This is a genomic window from Streptomyces sp. NPDC051310 (assembly GCF_044455245.1).
Taxonomy (GTDB): domain Bacteria; phylum Actinomycetota; class Actinomycetes; order Streptomycetales; family Streptomycetaceae; genus Streptomyces.
On record NZ_JBITEO010000003.1, the window covers coordinates 321,861 to 345,203 of the forward strand.

Annotated in this window: 23 protein-coding genes and 1 riboswitch; of the genes, 11 read left to right on the plus strand and 12 right to left on the minus strand. The window is 72.8% G+C overall.

The genetic code is table 11. From position 1 onward, the window contains the following. Nucleotides 1–3: 3 nt before the first annotated feature. From murQ to ACIA79_RS06420, 3 genes are all read left to right on the plus strand, one after another. Nucleotides 4–912 (plus strand): N-acetylmuramic acid 6-phosphate etherase, encoded by a 909-nt coding sequence (murQ, locus tag ACIA79_RS06410; protein ID WP_399427006.1) that lies wholly within the window; start codon nucleotides 4–6, stop codon nucleotides 910–912. Between the two features lie 122 nt (nucleotides 913–1,034). Next, nucleotides 1,035–2,435 (plus strand): PTS transporter subunit EIIC, encoded by a 1,401-nt coding sequence (locus ACIA79_RS06415; protein WP_399427007.1) that lies wholly within the window; start codon nucleotides 1,035–1,037, stop codon nucleotides 2,433–2,435. A 192-nt stretch (nucleotides 2,436–2,627) separates the two neighbouring features. Continuing rightward, on the plus strand, nucleotides 2,628–2,885 hold the full coding sequence (locus tag ACIA79_RS06420; protein ID WP_399427008.1) for a WhiB family transcriptional regulator: 258 nt from the start codon (nucleotides 2,628–2,630) through the stop codon (nucleotides 2,883–2,885). Between the two features lie 80 nt (nucleotides 2,886–2,965). On the opposite strand, the gene ACIA79_RS06425 is transcribed toward ACIA79_RS06420, so the two are convergent. From ACIA79_RS06425 to thrC, 7 genes are all read right to left on the minus strand, one after another. Further along, nucleotides 2,966–3,178: a hypothetical protein gene (locus ACIA79_RS06425; RefSeq protein ID WP_399427009.1), complete on the minus strand. Its 213-nt coding sequence runs from the start codon at nucleotides 3,176–3,178 to the stop codon at nucleotides 2,966–2,968. Then, the gene (locus tag ACIA79_RS06430; RefSeq protein WP_399427010.1) at nucleotides 3,175–3,393 is read right to left on the minus strand and encodes a hypothetical protein; all 219 of its coding nucleotides are present in this window, start codon (nucleotides 3,391–3,393) and stop codon (nucleotides 3,175–3,177) included. Before ACIA79_RS06430 ends, ACIA79_RS06425 begins: the two co-directional genes overlap by 4 nt. Before the next feature lie 161 nt (nucleotides 3,394–3,554). After that, nucleotides 3,555–3,998, minus strand: a complete 444-nt coding sequence (locus ACIA79_RS06435; protein WP_399427011.1) for an SRPBCC family protein — start codon at nucleotides 3,996–3,998, stop codon at nucleotides 3,555–3,557. A gap of 154 nt (nucleotides 3,999–4,152) precedes the next feature. After that, nucleotides 4,153–5,775, minus strand: coding sequence for a chaperonin GroEL (groL, locus tag ACIA79_RS06440; RefSeq protein ID WP_399427012.1), 1,623 nt, complete (start codon nucleotides 5,773–5,775; stop codon nucleotides 4,153–4,155). A 455-nt stretch (nucleotides 5,776–6,230) separates the two neighbouring features. Then, nucleotides 6,231–6,434, minus strand: coding sequence for a cold-shock protein (locus tag ACIA79_RS06445; RefSeq protein WP_031073244.1), 204 nt, complete (start codon nucleotides 6,432–6,434; stop codon nucleotides 6,231–6,233). Nucleotides 6,435–6,839: 405 nt separating this feature from the next. Next, the gene (locus ACIA79_RS06450) at nucleotides 6,840–7,115 is read right to left on the minus strand and encodes a ubiquitin-like small modifier protein 1 (RefSeq protein ID WP_399427013.1); all 276 of its coding nucleotides are present in this window, start codon (nucleotides 7,113–7,115) and stop codon (nucleotides 6,840–6,842) included. A gap of 32 nt (nucleotides 7,116–7,147) precedes the next feature. Then, nucleotides 7,148–8,464, minus strand: a complete 1,317-nt coding sequence (gene thrC, locus ACIA79_RS06455; protein ID WP_399427014.1) for a threonine synthase — start codon at nucleotides 8,462–8,464, stop codon at nucleotides 7,148–7,150. Continuing rightward, a riboswitch (SAM riboswitch) is annotated at nucleotides 8,449–8,595 on the minus strand. Its footprint overlaps the gene before it by 16 nt. A gap of 116 nt (nucleotides 8,596–8,711) precedes the next feature. On the opposite strand from thrC, the gene ACIA79_RS06460 reads away from it, so the two are divergent. The 3 genes from ACIA79_RS06460 (at nucleotide 8,712) to ACIA79_RS06470 (ending at nucleotide 12,778) form a co-directional block, all read left to right on the plus strand. Next, nucleotides 8,712–9,656: a glucosyl-3-phosphoglycerate synthase gene (locus tag ACIA79_RS06460; RefSeq protein WP_399427015.1), complete on the plus strand. Its 945-nt coding sequence runs from the start codon at nucleotides 8,712–8,714 to the stop codon at nucleotides 9,654–9,656. 45 nt (nucleotides 9,657–9,701) lie between these two features. Next, the gene (locus ACIA79_RS06465) at nucleotides 9,702–11,150 is read left to right on the plus strand and encodes a trehalose-6-phosphate synthase (RefSeq protein ID WP_399427016.1); all 1,449 of its coding nucleotides are present in this window, start codon (nucleotides 9,702–9,704) and stop codon (nucleotides 11,148–11,150) included. A 233-nt stretch (nucleotides 11,151–11,383) separates the two neighbouring features. Beyond that, complete coding sequence (locus tag ACIA79_RS06470) at nucleotides 11,384–12,778, plus strand: erythromycin esterase family protein (RefSeq protein ID WP_399427017.1); 1,395 nt, start codon at nucleotides 11,384–11,386, stop codon at nucleotides 12,776–12,778. Between the two features lie 55 nt (nucleotides 12,779–12,833). Here the strand turns inward: ACIA79_RS06470 and otsB are convergent, their stop codons facing one another. The 3 genes from otsB to ACIA79_RS06485 are packed head-to-tail and all read right to left on the minus strand — an operon-like array spanning nucleotide 12,834 to nucleotide 15,183. After that, complete coding sequence (gene otsB, locus ACIA79_RS06475; protein WP_399427018.1) at nucleotides 12,834–13,685, minus strand: trehalose-phosphatase; 852 nt, start codon at nucleotides 13,683–13,685, stop codon at nucleotides 12,834–12,836. 36 nt (nucleotides 13,686–13,721) lie between these two features. Further along, on the minus strand, nucleotides 13,722–13,952 hold the full coding sequence (locus tag ACIA79_RS06480; protein ID WP_399427019.1) for a DUF3263 domain-containing protein: 231 nt from the start codon (nucleotides 13,950–13,952) through the stop codon (nucleotides 13,722–13,724). A 13-nt stretch (nucleotides 13,953–13,965) separates the two neighbouring features. Then, nucleotides 13,966–15,183, minus strand: a complete 1,218-nt coding sequence (locus ACIA79_RS06485) for an extracellular solute-binding protein (RefSeq protein WP_399427134.1) — start codon at nucleotides 15,181–15,183, stop codon at nucleotides 13,966–13,968. A 177-nt stretch (nucleotides 15,184–15,360) separates the two neighbouring features. Here ACIA79_RS06485 and ACIA79_RS06490 point away from each other — a divergent pair, with 177 nt between their 5' ends. From ACIA79_RS06490 to ACIA79_RS06510, 5 genes are all read left to right on the plus strand, one after another. Then, entirely contained in the window at nucleotides 15,361–16,257 is an 897-nt protein-coding gene (locus ACIA79_RS06490; protein WP_399427020.1) for an SIS domain-containing protein, read from the plus strand. A 109-nt stretch (nucleotides 16,258–16,366) separates the two neighbouring features. After that, a complete protein-coding gene (locus tag ACIA79_RS06495; protein WP_399427021.1) occupies nucleotides 16,367–17,302 on the plus strand; it encodes an ROK family protein in 936 nt (311 codons plus the stop codon). Then, nucleotides 17,302–18,453, plus strand: coding sequence for an N-acetylglucosamine-6-phosphate deacetylase (gene nagA / locus ACIA79_RS06500; RefSeq protein ID WP_399427022.1), 1,152 nt, complete (start codon nucleotides 17,302–17,304; stop codon nucleotides 18,451–18,453). The genes ACIA79_RS06495 and nagA overlap by 1 nt, the downstream gene beginning before the upstream one ends. Before the next feature lie 106 nt (nucleotides 18,454–18,559). After that, nucleotides 18,560–19,486 (plus strand): 1-phosphofructokinase family hexose kinase, encoded by a 927-nt coding sequence (locus ACIA79_RS06505; protein WP_399427023.1) that lies wholly within the window; start codon nucleotides 18,560–18,562, stop codon nucleotides 19,484–19,486. 56 nt (nucleotides 19,487–19,542) lie between these two features. After that, complete coding sequence (locus tag ACIA79_RS06510) at nucleotides 19,543–20,406, plus strand: ketose-bisphosphate aldolase (RefSeq protein WP_399427024.1); 864 nt, start codon at nucleotides 19,543–19,545, stop codon at nucleotides 20,404–20,406. A 54-nt stretch (nucleotides 20,407–20,460) separates the two neighbouring features. Here the strand turns inward: ACIA79_RS06510 and ACIA79_RS06515 are convergent, their stop codons facing one another. Together ACIA79_RS06515 and cdgB are read right to left on the minus strand one after the other, a co-directional pair. Beyond that, nucleotides 20,461–21,408: a CBM35 domain-containing protein gene (locus ACIA79_RS06515; RefSeq protein ID WP_399427025.1), complete on the minus strand. Its 948-nt coding sequence runs from the start codon at nucleotides 21,406–21,408 to the stop codon at nucleotides 20,461–20,463. Between the two features lie 65 nt (nucleotides 21,409–21,473). Continuing rightward, nucleotides 21,474–23,168, minus strand: a complete 1,695-nt coding sequence (gene cdgB, locus ACIA79_RS06520) for a diguanylate cyclase CdgB (RefSeq protein WP_399427026.1) — start codon at nucleotides 23,166–23,168, stop codon at nucleotides 21,474–21,476. Nucleotides 23,169–23,343 lie beyond the last annotated feature (175 nt).

Below are 23,343 nucleotides of genomic sequence, written 5' to 3' on the forward strand. Positions count from 1 at the left end.
ACGATGAAGCCTGCCGAACTGTCCGCCCTCACCACCGAAGCGTTCCGCCCGGAGCTGGCGGACATCGACCGGCTGCCCACCGCCGAGATCGTGCGCCTGATGAACGCCGAGGACCGGTCCGTCCCCGCCGCCGTCACCGGCCAGCTCCCGCGGATCGCCGCCGTCATCGACGCCGTCGCCGAGCGGATGGCGCGCGGCGGACGGCTGGTCTACGCGGGCGCCGGTACGGCGGGCCGGCTCGGCGTGCTGGACGCCAGCGAGTGCCCGCCCACCTTCAACACCGCCCCCGGCCAGGTCGTCGGTCTGATCGCGGGCGGCCGCGCGGCGCTGGTGGAGGCCGTCGAGGGCGCCGAGGACTCCGCGGAGCTGGCGGCCGGGGACCTGGCGGCGCTGGAGCTGACCCCCGACGACACGGTGGTGGGCGTCTCCGCCTCCGGCCGCACCCCGTACGCCGTCGGCGCGGTCGAGCACGCACGGAAGGCCGGCGCGCTCACGGTCGGCCTCGCCTGCAACCCGGGCAGCGCGCTCGTCGCCGCCGCGGACCACGGCATCGAGGTCGTGGTCGGCCCCGAACTGGTCACCGGCTCCACCCGGCTGAAGGCGGGCACGGCGCAGAAGCTGGTCCTCAACATGATCTCGACGATCACGATGATCCGCCTGGGCAAGACGTACGGGACCCTCATGGTCGACGTGCGCGCCTCCAACGCCAAGCTGCGGGCCCGCTCGCACCGGATCGTCGCTCTGGCCACCGGCGCGCCCGACGGCGCGATCGAGGCGGCGCTCAAGGACGCGGACGGCGAGGTGAAGACCGCCATCCTCACGCTCCTTGCCGGCGTGGACGCCCCCACGGCCACCCGGCTGCTGGCGCGGAGCGGCGGCCACCTCCGCGCCGCCCTCGACACCTCGCGCTGACGCGACGTCAGGACGGGCACCGCCATTCGGGACGGCGCCGCGGGGGGCGGAACGGGTGGGCACGGCCCGCCCACCGGCGTGCGGCCGCCGCACGGCGCCCGCCCGCTGGCACCATCCGCGCCATGACCGCACCGACCGACCCCGGTACGACCGCCGCCGCGCTCCTCCCCCTCCTCGGCGGCGCCGACAACATCACCTCCGTCGCCCACTGCATGACCCGCCTGCGCGTCGGCCTGCGCGACCGCACGCGCGTCCGGGACGCCGAGGTCCGGGCGCACCCCGCCGTCCTGGGCGTGGTCCAGGACGAGGACACGTACCAGATCGTCCTCGGCCCCGGCACCGTCGCCCGCGTCACCCCGGAGTTCGAGACGCTCCTCGTCACGGCCCGCGGCGAGGCCGTCAGAGCGGCGCAGAAGGCACGGAACGCCACCCCCGGCAAGCTGTTCCTGCGCCGCGTCGCGAACGTCTTCGTCCCGCTGATCCCCGCCCTCATCGGCTGCGGCATCATCGCGGGCCTGGGCGGACTGCTGATCAACCTCCGCTGGCTGCCCGGCCTGACCCCCGCCCTCACCGCCGTCGCCTCCGGCTTCATGGCGCTGATCGCCGTCTTCGTCGGTTACAACACCGCCAAGGAGTTCGGCGGCACGCCCGTCCTCGGCGGCGCGGTCGCCGCGGTCATCGTCTACGCGGGCGTGTCGAACGTGCACGTCCTCGGCCACCAGCTCGCCCCCGGCCAGGGCGGCGTCCTCGGCGCGCTCGCCGCCGCCGCGCTCGCCACCCGCGTGGAGAAGTGGTGCCGCCGCCGGGTGCCGGAGGCGCTGGACGTGCTGGTGACGCCGACCCTGACGGTCCTCGTCCCCGGCCTGGTCACCCTCTTCGGCCTGATGCTGGTCGCCGGCGCGGTCTCCACCGCCATCGGCGACGCCGCCGACTGGCTGCTCGGCAACGCCGGGGCCGCCGCCGGGTTCGTCCTCGGCGGCCTGTTCCTCCCCCTCGTCATGCTCGGCCTGCACCAGGCCCTCATCCCCATCCACACCACGCTCATCGAGCAGCAGGGCTCCACCGTCCTCCTCCCCATCCTCGCCATGGCGGGCGCGGGCCAGGTCGGCGCGGCGGCCGCCGTGTACGTACGGCTCCGCCACCGCACCGACCTGCGCCGCACCATCAGGTCCGCGATGCCCGCCGGCCTCCTCGGCGTGGGCGAGCCGCTCATCTACGGCGTCTCGCTGCCCCTCGGCCGCCCCTTCGTCACCGCCTGCGTCGGCGGTGCCTTCGGCGGCGGGTTCATCGGGCTGCTCGGCATGCTGGGCGACCCGGTCGGCTCCACGGCGATCGGCCCGTCCGGCTGGGCGCTGTTCCCGCTGCTCCACGGCGGCGACGGCGGGCCGGCCCTCACCACCGTCGCCGTCTACGCGGGCGGCCTGCTCACCGGGTACGTCACCGGCTTCCTCGCCACCTGGTTCTTCGGCCTCGGCGAAGCAGTCCAGACCGAGCCGGCCGCCACCGCACCGCCCGCTCCGTGACCGCGCGGGCAGCCTCGCCGGACAGCCCAACTCGCGCCGGGGACAGGGCAGGAGCACGCCCCGGGAGCCGGGTGCGCGAGCCGATGCCCGGTTGAGGCCGCGATGCGACCTGGATGGGGAGGAAAGGTGATGGTCCGTTTGGGGAGAGAAGTGACGGTCACCCGAAGTGGAGACGAAAAGGAGGAATCACCCATGCAGAACTGGCGCAACGCCGCGGCGTGCCGGACCGAGGACCCCGACCTGTTCTTCCCGATCGGGACCGGCGGGCCCGCCATGCTCCAGACCGAGGCCGCCAAGACGGTGTGCCGCCGCTGCCCCGTGCGGCAGCAGTGCCTGGAGTGGGCCCTGGAGAACAACCAGGACACAGGAGTGTGGGGCGGCCTGGGCGAGGCCGAACGCCGCACCCTGCGCCGCCGCTCCCGGGCCGCCGCGGCCCGCGCCCGGTCGTAGGCCGTGTCCGCGACGTCCCGGCCGCCCCACCGGCGCCCGCCCTGCCCCGCGGGCGGACGACGCTGCGCCGCGGATACCCCCTAACCCCAAGGGCCCAGCCGCACCTGCCGGTTGAGCTGGCGCACCCGCGCCCGCAGCACCTCGCCCGGCGACGCCGGTCTCAGCAGCTGAGCCGGACACTCCCACTCCCGGCCCCCGCCGGGCGGGCGCAGCCGTACGACACCCACGGAGCACCCCCTCACCTCGCCGACCCGCCCGTCCCGTCCGTCGATCACGTACTCCCCGGCCCTCACCGGCGCACCTCGTGCAGGACGGCGGCGAGCCGCAGCGCGGTGTCGAGGTTGCAGCGCCCCAGCTCCACCAGCGGGTACCCGGCCGTCTCGCTGGCGGCCGTCACCGGATCCAGCCGCAGGGACGGCAGGGCCACACCCGCCCGGCGCAGCTCCCCCCGCAACCGGGCGACCACTTCCTCGGCCGCCCGCAGCCGTTCCTCCGAGCGCAACCCCATGACCTGGCACCTCCACGCTGAGTATTCGACCTCTGCACACAGAGTGGTCGACTCGTGGCCGGCCTGGACGGATATGGGGCCCAACAACCCCATCTGTGGTAACGGGAGTTGACACACGGCCGATCGGAAGGGTCCGGATCCGGCCGGAACCGCCCCGGGGCTCACGCCTCGGGGCGGGGCCGCTTCTCCATCAGGGACTTCAGCAGGGCGAGGTCCTTGCGGTTCGCGCGCCGCACCGCGAGCGCGGCGAACCGGTGCCCGGCCCCGCCGCGGTTCCTGAGGGTCATCCGCGTACGGGACGCGTCCGTGCCGTACGGCTCCCAGGTGTACGTGGTCTCCATCGGGTACGGCCCCCCGGTGGCGCGCATGGCCAGGCGCCGCCCGGGCTCGTACGCGGTGATCTCGTACGTGTACACCAGCCGCCGGCCGAGGAACCGCGCCACGAAGTCCGCCCGCGCGCCGACCTCGACCACCGAGGGGGTCCGCCATGCGACGGAGACGATGTTGACGTACCACTCGGGCGCGTTCGACGGATCGGCGGCGTACGCGGCGACCTCGTCGGCGGGGGCGTCGATCACGATCTCGGTGAGCACATCGACGGCCATGACCCCAGCGTAGGCCCGGTACTCGAGCCGCGGGACCTGCACCGTACCGGCTGCCCGCCGGCCGGCGGGCAGCCGGGAACGCCCGAGGGCGGCACCCCCTGGAGTGGGGGTGCCGCCCTCGGTTCCGTAACCGGGCCTACCGATCCGCGAGGGATCAGAAGTCCATGTCACCGCCCGGCATGCCGCCGCCGGCCGGCGCGGACGCCTTCTCCGGCTTGTCGGCGATGACGGCCTCGGTGGTGAGGAACAGCGCCGCGATGGAGGCCGCGTTCTGCAGAGCGGAACGGGTCACCTTGGCGGGGTCGATGATGCCCTCGGCGATCATGTCGACGTACTCGCCGGTCGCGGCGTTCAGGCCGTGACCCACGGGCAGGTTGCGCACCTTCTCGACGATGACGCCACCCTCGAGGCCACCGTTGGCGGCGATCTGCTTCAGCGGGGCCTCCAGGGCCAGGCGCACGGCGTTGGCGCCGGTGGCCTCGTCACCCTCGAGCTCCAGCTTCTCGAAGACCTGGGAGGCCTGGAGCAGGGCCACGCCACCACCGGCGACGATGCCCTCCTCGACGGCGGCCTTGGCGTTGCGCACCGCGTCCTCGATGCGGTGCTTGCGCTCCTTGAGCTCCACCTCGGTGGCGGCGCCGGCCTTGATGACGGCCACGCCGCCGGCCAGCTTCGCCAGACGCTCCTGGAGCTTCTCGCGGTCGTAGTCCGAGTCGGAGTTCTCGATCTCGGCACGGATCTGGTTGACGCGGCCCTGGACCTGGTCGCTGTCACCGGCACCGTCGACGATCGTGGTCTCGTCCTTGGTGATGACGACCTTGCGGGCGCGGCCCAGGAGGTCCAGGCCGGCGTTCTCGAGCTTGAGGCCGACCTCCTCGGAGATGACCTGGCCACCGGTGAGGATGGCGATGTCGTTCAGCATGGCCTTGCGGCGGTCGCCGAAGCCCGGGGCCTTGACGGCGACGGACTTGAAGGTGCCGCGGATCTTGTTGACCACCAGGGTCGACAGGGCCTCGCCCTCGACGTCCTCGGCGATGATCAGCAGCGGCTTGCCGGACTGCATGACCTTCTCCAGCAGCGGGAGGAGGTCCTTCACCGAGGAGATCTTGGAGTTCACGATCAGGATGTACGGGTCCTCCAGGGAGGCCTCCATACGCTCCATGTCGGTCGCGAAGTACGCCGAGATGTAGCCCTTGTCGAAGCGCATACCCTCGGTGAGCTCCAGCTCCAGACCGAAGGTCTGGGACTCCTCGACGGTGATGACGCCTTCCTTGCCGACCTTGTCCATGGCCTCGGCGATGAGCTCGCCGATCTGGGTGTCGGCGGCGGAGATGGAGGCGGTCGAGGCGATCTGCTCCTTGGTCTCGACCTCCTTCGCCTGGTCGAGCAGCGCACCGGAGACGGCCTCGACGGCCTTCTCGATGCCGCGCTTCAGGGCCATCGGGTTGGCGCCGGCGGCGACGTTGCGCAGACCCTCGCGGACGAGCGCCTGGGCGAGGACGGTCGCGGTGGTCGTACCGTCACCGGCGACGTCGTCCGTCTTCTTGGCGACTTCCTTGACCAGCTCGGCGCCGATCTTCTCGTACGGGTCCTCGAGCTCGATCTCCTTGGCGATGGAAACACCGTCGTTGGTGATCGTGGGGGCGCCCCACTTCTTCTCGAGGACGACGTTGCGACCCTTGGGGCCCAGGGTCACCTTGACGGCGTCGGCGAGCTGGTTCATGCCGCGCTCGAGGCCGCGCCGTGCCTCCTCGTCGAACGCGATGATCTTGGCCATGTGAAGTGGTCCTCCCGGACGGGGTGGAAAAGCCGGACCGCGCTGGCGCCCGCGACGGACGGCCCGCAGCCTTGTGGTTCCTTGCCCCACACGGCCTGCAGACCTCACCGACCCGGTCCTACGTTGTCACTCTCACCTGCAGAGTGCTAACGCCAATGATTAGCACTCGACCCCCGAGAGTGCAAGCGCCTCTCGGGGTTCGGGCCACGGGTCCCGGATCCGGGCGCGGCAGCCTCCGGGGGTACGCGCGGCGCGTGCGCGGGGCATGCGCGGAACGGGCCGACAGACCCCCGGCGACACGGACGCGAGCCTGCGCGGGACGGGCCGAGGGGCGGCCCCGGGGACACGGGCGCGGGCATGCGCGAGGGGCCCGCACCCTCCTCGGATGCGAGCCCCTCGGCACACAGAAGTCACTGGCCGGACGCGCCGTGCCGCTCTGGCTGTTCTGCTCAGTGCTAGCCGGCGAGCTTGACCATGTCCGCCTGCGGACCCTTCTGGCCCTGCGAGATCTCGAACTCGACTCGCTGACCTTCTTCCAGGGTGCGGTAGCCGTCCATCTGGATCGCGCTGTAGTGGACGAAAACATCCGCACCACCGTCGACCGCGATGAAGCCGTACCCCTTCTCCGCGTTGAACCACTTGACGGTGCCCTGAGCCATGCCTAACTCCCCTATTACTGGCCCTTGCACGAGACCGCACTTCGCGGACCCGGGTCAGACCTCACCCGCTGACAGGTGCGGGCGTGCGCCGGAACGCGTCGACCGCCGCTGAATGTATCTGTCCAACTGCCGTCTGCAACAGGTCAATCGGACGAGAATTCCGAGCAGGCGTGAACGGAAAAGTTGGCCGAATTGGCCAGAATCCCGGGCAAGTCGGGCCCGGCAAAACGCACATTCGGCGCAACATGCACGGACACTTTGACTGCATCTCGTCGTGCGCGGGCGCGAATTCATATGCGCGTGGCACGGACGGTGGCGGGGACTTCCCCAACTCTACCGCGCTCAACCATGCAGAATTGCCCCCTCCGCTTCGTGCTGCGGAGGGGGCAATTCCAGAAATCGGTGTCAGCCGCCGGCGACGGCCGGAATGATCGAGACGCCCGCGCCGTCCGGCGTGGCGGTCTGCAGGCCCTGCTCGAAACGCACGTCGTCGTCGTTGACGTAGACGTTGACGAAGCGGCGCAGCTTGCCCTGGTCGTCCAGGACGCGGGCGGCGATTCCCGGGTGGTTCTTCTCCAGCGACTCGATGACCTCGGAGAGGGTCGCGCCCTCGGCCGTGACCTCGGCCTGGCCGCCCGTGTACGTGCGGAGGATGGTGGGGATGCGCACGTTGACGCTCATGTCGTGATGCCTTTCGGTGCAGCCGGTACGGGTCAGGCCAGGCCGGCGTCGCGGAACGCGTCCAGGCTCGGGCGGATCGTCGCGGTCGGGCCGGTGGTCGGCGCGACGGCGTCGAGGGTCTTCAGGCCGTCGCCCGTGTTGAGCACGACGGTGGTGAGGGCCGGGTCCAGGAGGCCCGCCTCGATCAGCTTCCTGGTCACGCCGACGGTCACACCGCCCGCCGTCTCGGCGAAGATGCCCTCGGTACGGGCCAGCAGCTTGATCGCGTCGACGATCTGCTCGTCGTCGACGTCCTCCACCGCGCCGCCCGTGCGGCGGGCGATGTCCAGGACGTAGGGGCCGTCGGCCGGGTTGCCGATGGCGAGCGACTTGGCGATGGTGTTCGGCTTCTGGGGCCGTACGACGTCGTGACCGGCCTTGAAGGCGGCCGACACCGGGGAGCAGCCCTCCGCCTGGGCGCCGAAGATCTTGTACGGCTTGTCCTCGACCAGGCCCAGCTCGATGAGCTCCTGGAGCCCCTTGTCGATCTTCGTCAGCTGCGAGCCGGACGCGATCGGGATGACGAGCTGGTCGGGCAGCCGCCAGCCGAGCTGCTCGCAGATCTCGTACGCGAGGGTCTTGGAGCCCTCCGCGTAGTAGGGGCGGAGGTTGACGTTGACGAAGCCCCAGCCCTCGCCGAGCGGGTCGCCGATGAGCTCGGAGCAGAAGCGGTTGACGTCGTCGTACGTGCCCTCGATGCCCACGAGGTCGCCGCCGTAGACCGCGGCCATGACGACCTTGCCCTGCTCCAGGTCGTGCGGGATGAACACGCAGGAGCGGAAGCCGGCCCGGGCGGCGGCGGCGCCGACCGCGCCGGCCAGGTTGCCGGTGGAGGAGCAGGACAGGGTGGTGAAGCCGAAGGCGCGGGCGGCCTCCAGTGCCTGGGCGACGACGCGGTCCTTGAAGGAGTGCGTCGGGTTGCCGGAGTCGTCCTTCACGAACAGCCTGCCCGGCTCGACCCCGAGCTCGCGGGCGAGGTTGTCGGCCTGGACGAGCTTGGTCCAGCCCGGGTTCAGGTTCGGCTTGTCCGCGACGTCCGCGGGGACGGGCAGCAGCGGCGCGTAGCGCCAGATGTTGGCGGGCCCGGCCTCGATCCGCTTGCGCAGGGCCTCGGGGTCACCCGCCGGAAGGTCGTAGGCGATCTCGAGCGGGCCGAAACACAGCTCACAGGCGAAGATCGGGCCGAGCGGGAAGCGCTCGCCGCATTCGCGACAGGAGAGGGCGGCGGCGGGGCCGAGATCGACGTTCTTGGCGGTGGCGACAGTCTGTACAGCCATGGAGGCGAGGCCCTTTCTCCTCATCTTCCTCATGGCGCACTTCGCCATGAGACGGATTTGGCACCTTCCCTAGCCGGGGCCTCGCGCGCATGCGTCTGCGAGTGCCGACTGGAGGGTTGCCGGGGCTTCAACGGGCCGTGTCCCTCTGCCCCTCTGGATGAGCGGTATTCGATTGTGATCGCGGGGGACCCGACATGCGACGGTCATCCGCGTTGCTCAAGACTGTAACCGAACCCCCGGACGCTTGAGATGGTCGTCCGATACGCGAGATGGAGATCACGTGCTGGAAGAGGTGGAGCGCTGGCTGGACCGGCGGTCCTGGTCCGTGACGGAGCGACCGCTCGACCAGCTGCTCGCGGCGAAGCAGGGTACGACCGTGAGTGTGGTGCTCCCCGCGCTGAACGAGGAGGCGACGGTCGGCGAGATCGTCACCGTCATCCGCCGCGAGCTGATGACGCCGTCCGTGCCGCTCGTGGACGAGCTGGTGGTCGTCGACTCGGGGTCGGCGGACCGCACGGCGCGGGTGGCGGCCGCGGCCGGGGCGCGCGTGGTGCACCGGGACGCGATCCTGCCCCGGATACCCGCGCTGCCCGGCAAGGGCGAGGTGCTGTGGCGGTCGCTGCTGGTGACCCGCGGGGACGTGGTGTGCTTCGTCGACGCGGACCTGCGGGACTTCTCGGCCGACTTCGTGTCGGGGATCGTCGGCCCGCTGCTGACGGACCCGTCCGTGCAGTTCGTCAAGGCGATGTACGACCGGCCGATGGCGGGCTCGGCCGGGCAGGGCGGGCGGGTGACCGAGCTGGTGGCCCGGCCGCTGCTGAACCTGCACTGGCCGCAGCTCGCCGGGTTCGTGCAGCCGCTGGGCGGGGAGTACGCGGCGCGCCGCTCGCTGCTGGAGCGGCTGCCGTTCCCGGTGGGGTACGGGGTGGAGCTGGGACTCCTGGTGGACGCGCTGCACCTGGCCGGGCTGGACGCGCTGGCGCAGGTGGACGTGGGCGTACGCAGGCACCGGCACCAGGACGACCGGGCGCTGGGGCGGATGGCGGCGGCGATCTACCGGACGGCGCAGCTGCGGCTGTCGCGGGCGCACCTGGTGCGGCCGGAGCTGACCCAGTTCGACCGGGGCGCGGACGGCTTCGTCCCGCGTACCTACCCGGTGGACACGGAGGAGCGGCCGCCGATGGTGAGCGTGGCCGAGTACGCGCGGCGCCGGCGCGCGGCGTGAGGGCCGTACGTTTGAGCGTTTCCGGTACGGGCTAGGTTCGTCTCCATGGCGCCCCAGATTCTCGTTGCTTCGAACAGAGGTCCGGTCAGCTACGTGCCCCGCGCGGACGGCACGCTCGACGCCCGCAGGGGAGGCGGCGGTCTGGTCTCCGGCCTCTCCGCGATCGGGCCGGACGCGGGCGCCCTGTGGGTCTGCGCGGCGCTGGGCGACGGCGACCGCGAGGCCGTGCGACGCGGGATCGCCGAGCCGGGCGTGCGGATGCTGGACATCGACGCGGCGACCCACTCGGCGGCGTACAACGGGATCGCGAACTCGGTGCTGTGGTTCGTGCACCACATGCTGTACCAGACGCCGCTGGAGCCGGTCTACGACGCGGAGTTCCGCCGGGAGTGGGACGCCTACCGGCTGTACAACCGGGCGTTCGCGGCGGCCCTGGCGGACGAGGCGGACCGGAACGCGACGGTGCTGATCCAGGACTACCACCTGGCGCTGGCCCCGGGCATGCTGCGGGAGCTGCGGCCCGACCTGCGCATCGGGCACTTCTCGCACACGCCGTGGGCGCCGCCGGAGTACTTCCGGATGCTGCCGGACGACATCGCCGAGGAGCTGCTGCTCGGGATGCTGGGCGCGGACCGCCTGGGGTTCCTCACGCAGCGATGGCTGCGCGCCTTCCAGAACTGCTGCCAGTCGGTGCTGGGGCACTTCGACGGGATGGCGTACTGGCCGCGCGACCAGGAGCCGAGCTTCGAGTACCGCATCCCGGGCCACCAGCGGCGGCGGACCTTCCTGGGCGTGCACGGGCTGGGCGCCGATGCGGACTTCCTGCGGGAGCGGTCGCGGCGCGCGGACGTGGACGACCGGATGGCGGCGCTGCGCGAGCAGATCGGCGGAACGGACCGGAAGGTCATCGTCCGGGTGGACCGCACGGAGCTGTCGAAGAACATCGTGCGCGGCCTGCTGGCGTACCGGGCGCTGCTGGAGGAGCGCCCGGAGTGGCGCGAGCGGGTGGTGCACCTGGCGTTCGCCTACCCCTCGCGGCAGGACCTGCCGGTGTACCGGGAGTACACGGCGCGGGTGTCGCAGCTCGCCGACGAGATCAACGCGGAGTTCGCCACCGACGGCTGGACCCCGGTGATCCTCCACGTGGAGGACGACTTCGCCCGCTCCCTCGCGGCGTACCGGCTGGCGGACGTGGCGCTGGTCAACCCCATCCGCGACGGCATGAACCTGGTCGCCAAGGAGGTCCCGGTGGTCTCCGACGCGGGCTGCGCGCTGGTGCTGTCGCGGGAGGCGGGCGCGTACGAGGAGCTGCGCGACGAGGCGCTGACGGTCAACCCGTACGACGTGACGGGCACGGCCGCCGCGCTCCACGAGGCCCTGACCATGCCGCCCGCGGAACGCACCGAACGCACCAAGCGCCTCGCCGCGGCGGCCACGGCCCTGCCGCCGCAGCGCTGGTTCCTGGACCAGCTGAACGCGCTGCGGGAGGGCTAGCCCCTCTCACCAGCGGTTCCCGGACCCGAGGTCCTCTTGGTGGTTCGACCCTGTTCGTTCCGGTGCCGGCCGGACCATCCGGTCGGCACCGGAAACGGCGGGACGTACCCCCGCCGGCTGCGGGGGAGGACCCCCGGACCGGGACGGTGGGCTGCCTCAGTGCGCTCCGCGCCGCGGCGCATGAAGATCACTGCATCGGTTCGGGGAGCCGCCGCACACGAGGAGTGATCACCATGCACGGGTACAGGAAGTCGATCGGCCGGCGAGGACTGCTCGCGCTCACGGCGGCGCTCGCCGCCACGGCGGTGGCCGCCCCGGTGGCTTCCGCGGGCCCGTCCCCACCCTTCCAACCCGACGCACCCGGCGCACCCCCCGCGTCCCCCGCGTCCCCCGCGTCCCCCGCAGGCGTCGTACGCTCCCTGGAGCGGGCCGCGCACCCGCTGCGCTCCACGGATCCCGGCGGTTCGACGGCGGACCTGCGGGCGCTGGACGCCATGGTCGGAGGCGCGGCAGTGGTGGGCCTCGGCGAGGCCACGCACGGCTCGCACGAGTTCTTCGCCATGAAGCACCGCGTCTTCCAGTACCTCGTCGAGAAACGCGGCTTCACCACCTTCGCCCTGGAGATGAGCTGGTCGGCCGGGCTCAGGATCGACGAGTACCTCCAGGGCGGCCCCGGCGATCCGCGGCGGATCGCGCGGGAGACGCTGGCCGGATCCCCCTGGGAGCGCGAGGAGTTCGTCCGTCTGATCGGCTGGATGCGCGAGCACAACAGCCGCCACCCCGACCGCCGGGTCCACTTCATGGGCGACGACCTCGGGGCACCGAAGCTCGGCGACCACATCTTCGAACGCGTCCTGTCGTCCGTCGGTACGACCAGTCCGGAGGCACTGCCCCGGCTCGAGGAGTTGTACGCGGGGCTGCGCCCCTTCGACGACATCTTCGCCCACCTGCGCAAGCCGCTGTCGGAACGCAGGGAGAACGCCGCGCAGGCCCAGGAGGCCCTCGACCTGGTCGCCGGGCACCAAGGGGCCGGTGACGAGGACTACGCGTGGACCGTGCAGCACGCCCGGAACATCGCCCGGACCTTCGCCTTCGCCACCGTCGACCTCGCGGACCCGGCCTCGGTCACGGCCGCGGAGCGCCTGCGCGACCAGGCCATGGCCGACAACGTGCTGTGGTGGCAGCGCCGGACCGGCCACAGGATGCTGCTGTCCGCCCACAACGGCCACGTCGGCTACCTGTCCGCCCATCCCGACATGTACCCGCGCACCCAGGGCGCCGTGCTGCGCGACCGCCTGGGCCGCGACTACGCGGCGATCGGCCTCACCTTCGCCGGCGGCTCCTTCCTCACCAAGGACGCCTCCCTCGACGGCGACTGGAAGCCGGTCACCGTTCCGGCGGCGCGCCCCGGCATGCACGAGCACACCCTGGACCGGGTCGGGTACCGGGACTTCTACCTGGACCTGCGGGCGGCGCCCGCCGAGGCCCGGGCCTGGCTCAACCGGCCCCGGCCGGTGTATGACGCCGGTTCGACCTTCACCCCCGACCCCCTGCCCGCCCTCGCGATCGGCCGGGCCTACGACGTCCTCGTCCACCTCCACCGGGTCCGGGCGGCCGACAGGCTCTGAACCCCACCCGGCGGCGGCGACCGCGTGGGCCCCACCGTCCGCAGACGGTGTCGATCTACGCCGGAGTGACCCGCTCCGCCAGCCGCGTGAGGAAGTCCACCACCGCGGCCGGGCCCGGGAGGGCGAGGTCGGCGCGGGTGGCGAGGTCGGGGACCTCGGCGCTGGCGCTGCAGATCAGCAGGCCCGGCGTGCCGTCGGCGCGGAGTTTGTCGACGGCCGCGAAAGCGGGCAGGTCCCCGAGGTCGTCACCCGCGTACACCACCGTGCCGGCGCCGGTCTCACGGACGTGGTCGGTGAGGGCGACGCCCTTGTCGATGCCGGGGGGGCGCAGTTCGAGGACCATGCGGCCGGGTTCCAGGACCAGGCCGTGCCGGGTGGCGAGGTCGGCCAGCGGGGCGCGCAGCGCGTCGAACGCGGCCTGCGGGTCCTCGGCGCGGCGGGTGTGGACGGCGACCGCGCGGCCCTTCTCCTCGATCCACGTGCCGCGCCAGGCGCCCGCCCGGTCCAGGACCCCGGGCAGCTCCGCGCGGACGGCGGCGACGCCGGGGTGCTCGGGGGCGGCGCGGACCGCGCCGGTGACGGCGTCCCAGCGTTCGGCGCCGTAGTGGCCGAGGACCACGAGGTGCTCCAGGCCCGGGACGCCCGCGAAGCCGCCGTACCGCACCGCCACGCCGGCCGGGCGGCCGGTGATCACGGCGATGGAGGCGACGCGCGGCGCGAGCGCGGCGAGGGCGGCGACGGCGCCGCGGTGGGCGCGGGCCTGCTCGGGGTCGTCGACGATCTCGGCGAGGGTGCCGTCGAAGTCGAGGCCCACGACCGCCCGCTCGGGGTGGGCCAGGAAGGCGTCCAGGCCCTCGCGGCCGGCGGGCGTGCGCGGATGCGGCAGTGCGTTCGGTTCGGTACCCATGGGGTTTTCACTATCCCGGCCGCTCGGCGCCCACACCTACCGCCGCGCCTCCCGCGACGCGCGCACGCGGCGCAGGCGGTTGACCGTGACGGGGTCGTGCTCCAGGGCCCTCGGATCGTCGAGCAGGGCGTTGAGCAGCTGGTAGTAGCGCGTCGGCGACATGGCGAGCTGCTCCCTGATCGCGCGCTCCTTGGCGCCGGGGCCCGGCCACGAGCGGCGCTCCATGGCGAGGACGGCCTTGTCCCGGGCGGTGAGGTCGGCGGTCATATGAAGAACATAGCTACTCGGCCGCTTCGGCGTCCCGGGCGTCCTGCGCTATCTGCTGGAGCACGGACTCGGGGTCGGTGTCGGGGGCGACGGCCTTGCCGATGTTCTTCTTGACGCTCTCGCTGACCTTCGCCCAGGACGTCTCGCCCACCGGGTACAGCTCGCTCGACGGCAGGGCCGCCAGGAACTCCTTCAGGCCGGCGTGCTTGCGGTCCTCCGCCATGGCGTTGCTGGCGGTGACGGTGACCGGGAGGATGTCGTACCGGTCGGAGAAGTCCAGGACGTTCTTGTCCTGGTACACGAAGTCCAGGAAGGCGCCGGCCTCCTTGCGGTGGCCGTTCTGCTTGAACGCCATCATCCAGTCGGCGACGCCCATGGTGGCCTTGGCCTTGCCCTCGATGCCGGGCAGCGGCACCTTGCCGACCTTCACGCCCGCCTCCTCCGCGGTCTCCATCAGCGTGGGGTGGCCGTTGAGCATGCCGACCTCACCGCGCGCGAAGGCGTCGAACGCCTGCTGCCGGTCGAGCTTGCCGGGCGCCACGGGGCCGGTCAGCCCGGGGGTGACCAGCTCGTCCTTGAGCCACTGGAAGGTCCGGACGTTGGCGGCCGAGTCGATCTCGTACGAGGAGCCGCCGGCGTCGCGGTATCCGCCGCCCCCGCTGAGCAGCCACTGCATGGTCTCGGCCTGGGCCTCCTCGGAGCCGAGGGGCAGCGCGAAGGGGTACTTCACGCCCTCGGCCTTCAGCGCCTGGGCGGCCTTCTTGAGCTCGGCCCACGTCCGGGGCGGCTCCACGCCGGCCTTGTCGAACAGCTCCTCGTTGAAGAAGAGCAGCCGGGTGCTGGCGGCGAACGGCATCCCGTACTGGACCCGGTTCATCTCGCCGGCCTGGCTGAGCAGGGGCAGGAAGTTGGCCTGGGTGGGGACGGACAGCAGGCTGTCGACGTCGTAGAGCTTGTCGGCCTTGGCGTAGTCGGCGTACGCGCCGATCTGCGCCAGGTCCGGGGCCTCGTCGCGGGCGACCATCTCGGCGACCTCGCGGTCGACGTCCTTCCAGGACAGCACCCGGACGTCGACCGTGACGCCGGGGTGGCTCTTCTCGAAGGCCCTGGCAACGTTGTCCCAGTACGTCTTCGACGTGTTGCTGCCGGAGCTGCCGTAGTCGGCGGCGACCAGCTTGAGGGTCACGTCCCCCGAGCCGCCGCTGCCGCAGGCGGTCAGGGTCGCCAGCATGCCCAGTGCGGCCACCGCCGCGGTCGTTCCCAGAGTGCGGCGTCGCTGCACGGCCTCGTCCCACTTTCGCTTCCTACGGAGAGCATGAGGTCTACACCACTTGGTCTCGCTTCGCCAACTCGGGTCTGCTAGACCGGCCTGGTCCTGTACGCGTACGACGCCGTAGGAGTTCCTCGCATGTCCCGTACCGCAGCAGAGATCGCCACCCAGCCGGCCTGCTGGCGCCGTGCCGCCGAGGCCGCCGCCGGATCCGAGGGGCTGCCGAGGCCCGGGGAGCGGGTGGCGGTGACCGGGTGCGGCACGTCGTGGTTCATGGCGATCGCGTACGCCGCGCTGCGCGAGGCGGCGGGGCAGGGCGAGACCGACGCCTTCGCCTCGTCGGAGTTCCCGCTGTCGCGCCCGTACGACCGCGTGGTGGCGATCACCCGGTCGGGGACGACGACGGAGGTGCTGCGGCTGCTGGGCGCCCTGCGCGGCCGGGTGCCGACGCTGGCCCTCACGGCCGACCCGGCGACGCCCGTGAAGGACGCGGCGGACACGGTGGCGGTGCTGGACTGGGCCGACGAGGAGTCGGTGGTGCAGACCCGGTTCGCCACGACCGCGCTCGCGTTCCTGCGGGCCGGGCTGGGGGACGTCGAGGGCGTGAAGCCGGTCGGCGCCGCGGCGGTCGACGCGGAGCTGGCGGTGACCGAGCCGCTGCCGGAGGCGGTGGTCGGGGCGGAGCAGTGGACGTTCCTGGGGACGGGCTGGACGTACGGGCTGGCGCTGGAGGCGGGCTTGAAGATGCGCGAGGCGGCGGGTGCCTGGACGGAGGCGTACCCGGCGATGGAGTACCGCCACGGGCCGATCTCGATCACCGGTCCCGGGCGGGTCGCCTGGGTCTTCGGCGCGCTGCCGGAGGGCCTGGCGGCCGATGTGGCACGGGTCGGCGGCACGCTGCACGCGCACGCGACGGCGGACCCGATGGCGGACCTGGTGCGCGCCCAGCGGCTCGCGGTGGCGCTGGCGGAGGCGAAGGGGTACGACCCGGACCGGCCGCGCAACCTGACGCGGAGCGTGATCCTGTCGTCGTAGGGGGTGTCGAGGCACCCCCGGGACGCACGGGAAAAGCATTTTGTATGCGTGAACAACAATCCTCGAAGTGGACTAGACCTTTCACGGGTGCACCAGCCACACTGTCTCCGTGAGACACGTCATCGCCCTCGATGTGGGCGGCACCGGGATGAAGGCCGCCCTGGTCGCGGAGGACGGCGCGCTGCTGCACGAGGCGCGCCGCCCCACCGGCCGGGAGCGCGGACCGGACGCGGTCGTGGAGACCATCCTCGGCTTCGCCGCCGAGCTGCACGCCCACGGCCGCGCGCGGTACGGCACCGGAGCCGTCGCCGCCGGCGTCGCCGTGCCCGGGATCGTCGACCCCGACGGCGGCACCGCCGTCTACGCCGCCAACCTCGGCTGGCGCGACGTCCCGCTGCGCGCCCTGCTGGGCGAGCGCCTCGGCGGCCTGCCGGTCGCCCTCGGGCACGACGTGCGCACCGGCGGGCTCGCCGAGGGCCGCGTCGGGGCCGGCCGGGGCGCGGACCGGTTCCTCTTCGTGCCGCTGGGCACCGGCATCGCGGGCGCCATCGGCATCGGCGGCGCCATCGAGGCCGGCGCGCACGGCTGCGCCGGCGAGATCGGCCACATCGTGGTCCGCCCCGGCGGACCCGTCTGCGGCTGCGGGCAGCGCGGCTGCCTGGAGACCCTCGCCTCGGCCGCCGCCGTCAGCCGCGCCTGGTCGGAGGCGAGCGGCGACCCGGACGCCGACGCGGCGGACTGCGCCGAGGCCGTCGCCTCGGGCGACGAGCGGGCCGTACGGGTGTGGCGGGACGCCGTCGACGCACTCGCCGACGGGCTCGTCACCGCACTCACCCTGCTGGACCCCCGCACGCTCATCATCGGTGGCGGTCTCGCCGAGGCGGGGGAAACGTTGTTCACACCTTTGCGGGCGGCCGTCGAGGAGCGGGTGACGTTCCAGAAGCTGCCCGCCATCGTGCCGGCGGCCCTCGGGGACACCGCCGGATGCCTGGGCGCGGGCCTCCTCGCCTGGGACCTACTCGCCAGTTCGGAGGTATCCGCCTGATGGCCGATCGCAAGGTTCTCGCCGGCGCCCGCGTGGTGCTGCCGACCGGGATCGTCGACAGCGGGCGGGTGACCGTCGAGGACGGCCGGATCGCCGGCCGCACCCCCTCCGGAGCGCCCGCGCTGGAGATCGACCTGACCGGGCACTGGGTCGTCCCCGGCTTCGTCGACATGCACAACCACGGCGGCGGTGGCGCCTCCTTCACCTCCGGCACCGTCGAGGAGGTCCTCCAGGGCGTCCACACCCACCGGCTGCACGGAACCACCACCGTCGTCGCCTCCACCGTCACCGGCGACATGGACTTCCTGGCGCACCGCGCCGGGGAGCTGTCGGAACTGGCCGAACAGGGCGACATCGCGGGCATCCACTTCGAGGGCCCCTTCATCTCGCCGTGCCGCAAGGGCGCCCACAGCGAGGAGCTGCTGCGCGACCCGGACCCGGCCGAGGTCCGCAAGCTCATCGACGCGGCCCGCGGCCACGCCAGCATGGTCACCCTCGCCACCGAACTGCCCGGCGGCATCGACTCCGTACGGCTGCTCGCCGAGCACGGCGTCATCGCCGCGATCGGGCACACCGACGCCACGTACGAGCAGACGGTCGAGGCCATCGAGGCGGGCGCCACCGTCGCCACGCACCTCTTCAACGCCATGCCCGCGCTCGGCCACCGCGCCCCCGGCCCGATCGCCGCGCTGCTGGAGGACGAGCGGATCACCGTCGAGCTGATCAACGACGGCACCCATCTGCACCCCGCCGCCCTGGAACTGGCGTTCCATCACGCCGGGCCCGAGCGGGTCGCGTTCATCACGGACGCGATGGACGCGGCCGGCTTCGGCGACGGCGTGTACCACCTCGGGCCGCTGGAGGTCGAGGTGCGCGAGGGCGTCGCGCGACTGGTCGAGGGCGGCTCCATCGCCGGCTCCACCCTCACCCTCGACACCGCCTTCCAGCGCGCCGCGACCGTCGACAAGCTCCCCGTCGAGGCGATCGTCCAGGCCATCTCCGCCAACCCGGCCAAGCTCCTCGGGGTCTACGACAAGGTCGGCTCGCTCGAACCGGGCAAGGACGCCGACCTGGTGGTCCTCGACGCCGGCTTCGCCCTCAAGGGCGTGATGCGCAAGGGCGAATGGGTCATCGAGCCCCCCGTGCGCTGAGACCGCCGATCGCCCGAGGGGGTCTGGGCCAACCGCCTTCCGTTTGGCATGATCAGAACCCGCAGGCAACCGGAACGAGCGTCACCTGACGGGGGGTGGTGGACGAGTGATCCTGACGGTCACGCTGAACACCGCCCTCGACCTCACGTACCAGGTCGGCGCTCTGGTGCCGCACACCTCGCACCGCGTCACCGACGTCGCCGAACGCCCCGGCGGCAAGGGCCTCAACGTCGCCCGCGTGCTGGCCGCGCTCGGCCACGAGACCGTGGTGACCGGCTTCGCGGGCGGCGCCACCGGCGACATGCTCCGCGAGCTGCTCGCCCCGCTGCCGGTACGCGACGCGCTCGTCCCGGTCGGCGGCCCCACCCGCCGCACGGTCGCCGTCGTCGACGCCTCCACCGGCGGCACCACCCAGCTCAACGAGCCCGGCCCCCTCGTCACCCCCGCCGAGTGGGCGGCCTTCCTCACCGCGTACGACACCCTCGTGCACCAGGCCAGGGCCGTCGCCCTGTGCGGCAGCCTGCCGCCGGGCATCCGCGTCGGCACGTACGCCGAGCTGATCCGCCGCGCCCGCGCCGCGGGCGTACCCGTCCTGCTGGACACCAGCGGCGATGCGCTGCGCCGGGGCATCGCCGCCCGCCCCGACCTCGTCAAGCCCAACGCCGACGAGCTGGCCCACCTCACCGGGTCCCGCGAGCCGCTGCGCGCCGCCCTCGACGCCCGCCGCCGCGGCGCCCGCGCCGTGGCCGCCTCCCTCGGCCCTGACGGGCTGCTCGCCGTCACCCCCGACGGCACCTGGCGGGCCGCGCCGCCCGCGCCGGTCAGGGGCAACCCGACGGGCGCCGGCGACTCCGCGGTGGCCGGCCTGCTGTCCGGGCTGGTCGAGGGCCTCGACTGGCCCGAGCGCCTGCGCCGCGCCGCCGCCCTGTCGGCGGCCACCGTGCCGGCGCCCACGGCCGGCGAGTTCGACGACCACACGTACCGGGAGCTCCTGGACCGCATCACGGTGACGGAGCTCGCACCTGCCGCCTAGCCCGGCGTGATCGGCAAGACTCCCCCCAGTCCGGCCCCGCAACGGAGGTAGTGCACATGCCGCTCGTCCCCACCGGAGACCTGATCACCCAGGCGAGGACGGAGCGGCAGGCGATCGCCGCGTTCAACGTCATCACCCTGGAGCACGCCGAGGCCATCGCGGCCGGGGCCGAGCGGGCCGGGACACCCGCGATCCTCCAGATCTCCGAGAACGCCGTACGGTTCCACGGCGGCGACCTGTCCGCCGTCGCCGCCGCCGCGTCGGCCGTCGCCCGCGCCTCGACCGCCCCGCTCGGCCTCCACCTCGACCACGTGGTCTCCCCCGCACTGCTGCACGCCGCGTACGCCGAGGGCTTCGGCTCGGTGATGTTCGACGCGTCGAAGCTGCCCTACGGCGACAACGTCAAGGCGACCGCCGAGGCCGTCCGGTGGGGCCACGAGCGCGGCATGTGGGTGGAGGCCGAGCTGGGCAGGGTCGGCGGCAAGGACGGCGAGCCGCCGCTCGACGCCCACGCCCCGGGCGTACGCACCGACCCGGCCGAGGCGGCCGCGTTCGTGGGCGACACCGGCGTGGACGCGCTGGCCGTCGCGGTCGGCTCCACGCACGCGATGACCGCACGCACGGCGGCCCTCGACCACACCCTGATCGCCGCCCTGCGCGACGCCGTCCCGGTCCCGCTGGTCCTCCACGGCTCCTCGGGCGTCCCGGACGCCGAGCTGCGCGCCGCGATCGCCGCCGGCATGACCAAGATCAACATCGGCACGGCCCTGAACACGGCCTTCACCGCCGCCGTACGGGACTTCCTGGCCGCCCACCCGGACGTGGTGGACCCCCGGAAATACCTCGCCCCCGCTCGCGAGGCGATGACGGGGACGGTGGTGCGGTTCCTGCGGGCGGTGTCCGCCGGCCGGCACACCTGACACGGCGGGACCGCGGCCCAGGGGCCGCGGCCTCACCCGCCGCTCACGCGCCGGTCAGGCGGGCTTGACCTCCAGCCAGTCCAGGATGGCGTTGCACTGGTTGCCCTGCTCGCACGAGATCTTGATCTCGTTCGCGCCCTTCTGCAGCGTGATGGGCGCCCAGGTGGTCTGCCAGTTCTTCTCCCAGTTCGGGTCCGTGGAGTGGATGAAGTTCTTCAGACCGATGGGGTTGGAGTTGGCCTTGCCGTTCACGGTCAGCGTGGCGTTGGCGTCCTGCGCCGGGATGGCGTAGCGCACGTACAGCTTGTACTCGCCCGCCTCCGGCACGTCCGCCTTCCAGGTCACAGCGGCGCCCACCGCGTTGAACCCGGTCACGTACGCGCCGTCGGCGCCCTCGGCGCCCTTCACGTCCTTGGCCAGGACGGCGGGCGCGCCCAGCTGGAGCGTTGCCGCGTCCTGCTTGGGCAGCGCGGCCGGCTCCTCGCCCTCGCCGCCGCCCTCGGAGGCCCCGGGGTCCGGGGACTCCTGGACCGGGGAGGCGGCGCCGGACGGGACCGCGCCGGTGTTCTTGTCCTTGTCGCCGTTGTTCGTCAGCAGGGCGACGGTGATACCGGTCACCACGACCAGCACGACCGCGATCGCCCCGATCAGCAGGCCCTTGGTGTTGGGCCCGCCACCGCGGCCGCCGCGCTGCTGGGCCTGGGGCGGGACGGCGGGGTGCGCCTGGGGCGGCGAACCGTACGTCTCGGGGGCCGCGTACTGCGGGGCGGGCCGCTGCGGCGGCAGCTGGCCGCCGCCGTACTGGCGTTCGCCGACCGCGCGGACCTGGTTGTACGACGTTCTCGGCACGCCGGGCTGCGCCGCGCCGACCGGACCCGGATAGCCGTAGCCGCCCTGGCGGGGCGCCTGCGCGCCCGTCGCCTGCCCGTCCGCGTACAGGTAGCCGAACGGATCGTCGTCCTCGGGCGTGCCCGCGCCGTTGCCGTGGTTACCGGCAGCCATCCCTGGTCACTCCTCATCCCTGCTCGCCAGCGGTCACCGACCCGGGCGAGCCTACCCCGAACGGACTAGCCCGCCCGGCGGTGAACCTTGGAACGGGAGCGCTTCTCGATGTACATGCGCTGGTCAGCGGAGTTCAGGACCTCTTCGACGGACATCCCGCATTCGGCCCAGCCGATGCCGAAACTGGCCCCCACGCGCACCGCGCGCCCGTCCACGCGGATCGGCGGGATGATCGCGTTGCGCAGCCGTACGGCGAGGTCGGCGGCGTCGGCCGCGCCCAGCCCGTCGGCGAGAACGACGAACTCGTCACCGCCGAGGCGCGCGACCGTGTCCCCGTCCCGCACGCCGGCGCTCAGGCGGCGGGCCACCTCGATGAGCACGGCGTCGCCGGTGTGGTGCCCGAACCGGTCGTTGATCGACTTGAAGCCGTCGAGATCGCAGAAGAGGACCGCGAGCCCCTTCGTCCCGTCGTCCGCCTCCCCCTCGGCCGGCGGCGCGACGGTGTGGACGTGGTGGTCGTACGGCCCGGCGGCGTCCGCGCCGAAGTCGAAGCCGTGCCCGTGCGGGTGGGGGTGGGTGTGCGCGTGCCCCTGCTCGTATTCGTACTCGTACTCGTACTCGTAGGCGGTGGCCTCCGGCTCGTACGCGTCGGGGCCGGCCGCGGTGCGCACCGCCTGCGGGCGCGCGCAGAGCCGGGCGCTGAGGCGGGCCCGCAGCTCGGCGCTGTTCGGCAGGCCGGTCAGCGCGTCGTGCGAGGCCCGGTGCGCGAGCTGCAGCTCGTGCCGCTTGCGCTCCTCGATGTCCTCGACGTGGGTCAGCAGGAAGCGCGGCCCGTCGGCGGTGTCCGCCACCACCGAGTTCCGCAGCGACACCCACACGTACGTGCCGTCGCGGCGGCCGAGGCGCAGCTCGGCGCGGCCCCCCTCCGCCGAGGTGCGCAGCAGGGTGCCGATGTCCTCCGGGTGGACCAGGTCGGCGAAGGAGTAGCGGCGCATGACGGAGGCCGGGCGGTTGAGGAGCCGGCACAGCGCGTCGTTGGCGCGCAGCAGCCGGCCGTGCTGGTCGCCGCCCATCTCGGCGATGGCCATGCCGGAGGGCGCGTACTCGAAGGCCTGGCGGAACGACTCTTCACTGGCCCGCAGCGCCTGCTGTTCGCGCTCCAGACGCACCAGCGCCCGCTGCATGTTTGCTCGCAGCCGGGCGTTGCTGATGGCAATCGCGGCCTGCGAGGCGTACATCTGCAGGGCCTCCTGGCCCCAGGGGCCGGGCCGGCGGCCGTTGCGGGGCCGGTCCACGGAGATGACGCCGAGGAGCTCGCGGCCGTTGCCGGAGGCGTACATCGGGGCGTAGAGCCGGTCGCGGGGGTGCCACTCGTCCTCGAAGCGCGGCTCGGGCCCTTCGGTGTGCCACTGCGGTACGTCGTCCTCGATGAGGACCCAGCCCTCGGTGTGCGGGATGAAGCGCAGGTCGCCCCACGACTCGCCCATGGACAGCCGGCGCTCCCAGGAGGAGCGGGAGCCGACACGGCCGGTGATCAGGGCTTCGGCGGCGGGGCTGCCGGCGAAGGCGGCGACGACCAGGTCACCGTCGGGGCGTACGAGATTGACGCAGGCCAGCTCGTACCCGAGGCCTTGGACGACTCCGTCGGCGACGGTCTGCAGCGTGTCGGCCAGACTGCGGGCCGTGTTGAGATTGGCGACGACCTGATGCAGCTGCCGCAGGGTCGCAAGACGGACGTACGGCTCCGACTCGGTCTCCATTGCTCGCTCTCCCCGAGACCTCGACAGCAACTCCAGGGTTCTCATCGGCGCTCGTGTTGCACTGTCACCGGCCACTGAATCACAGCGAGCTGCGCACTCGGTACACAGGGTCAACAATTCCCCGGCTCTGTGACTCAAGTCACAACAGATGATGTTGGGCCGCGCGGAAGGCCCC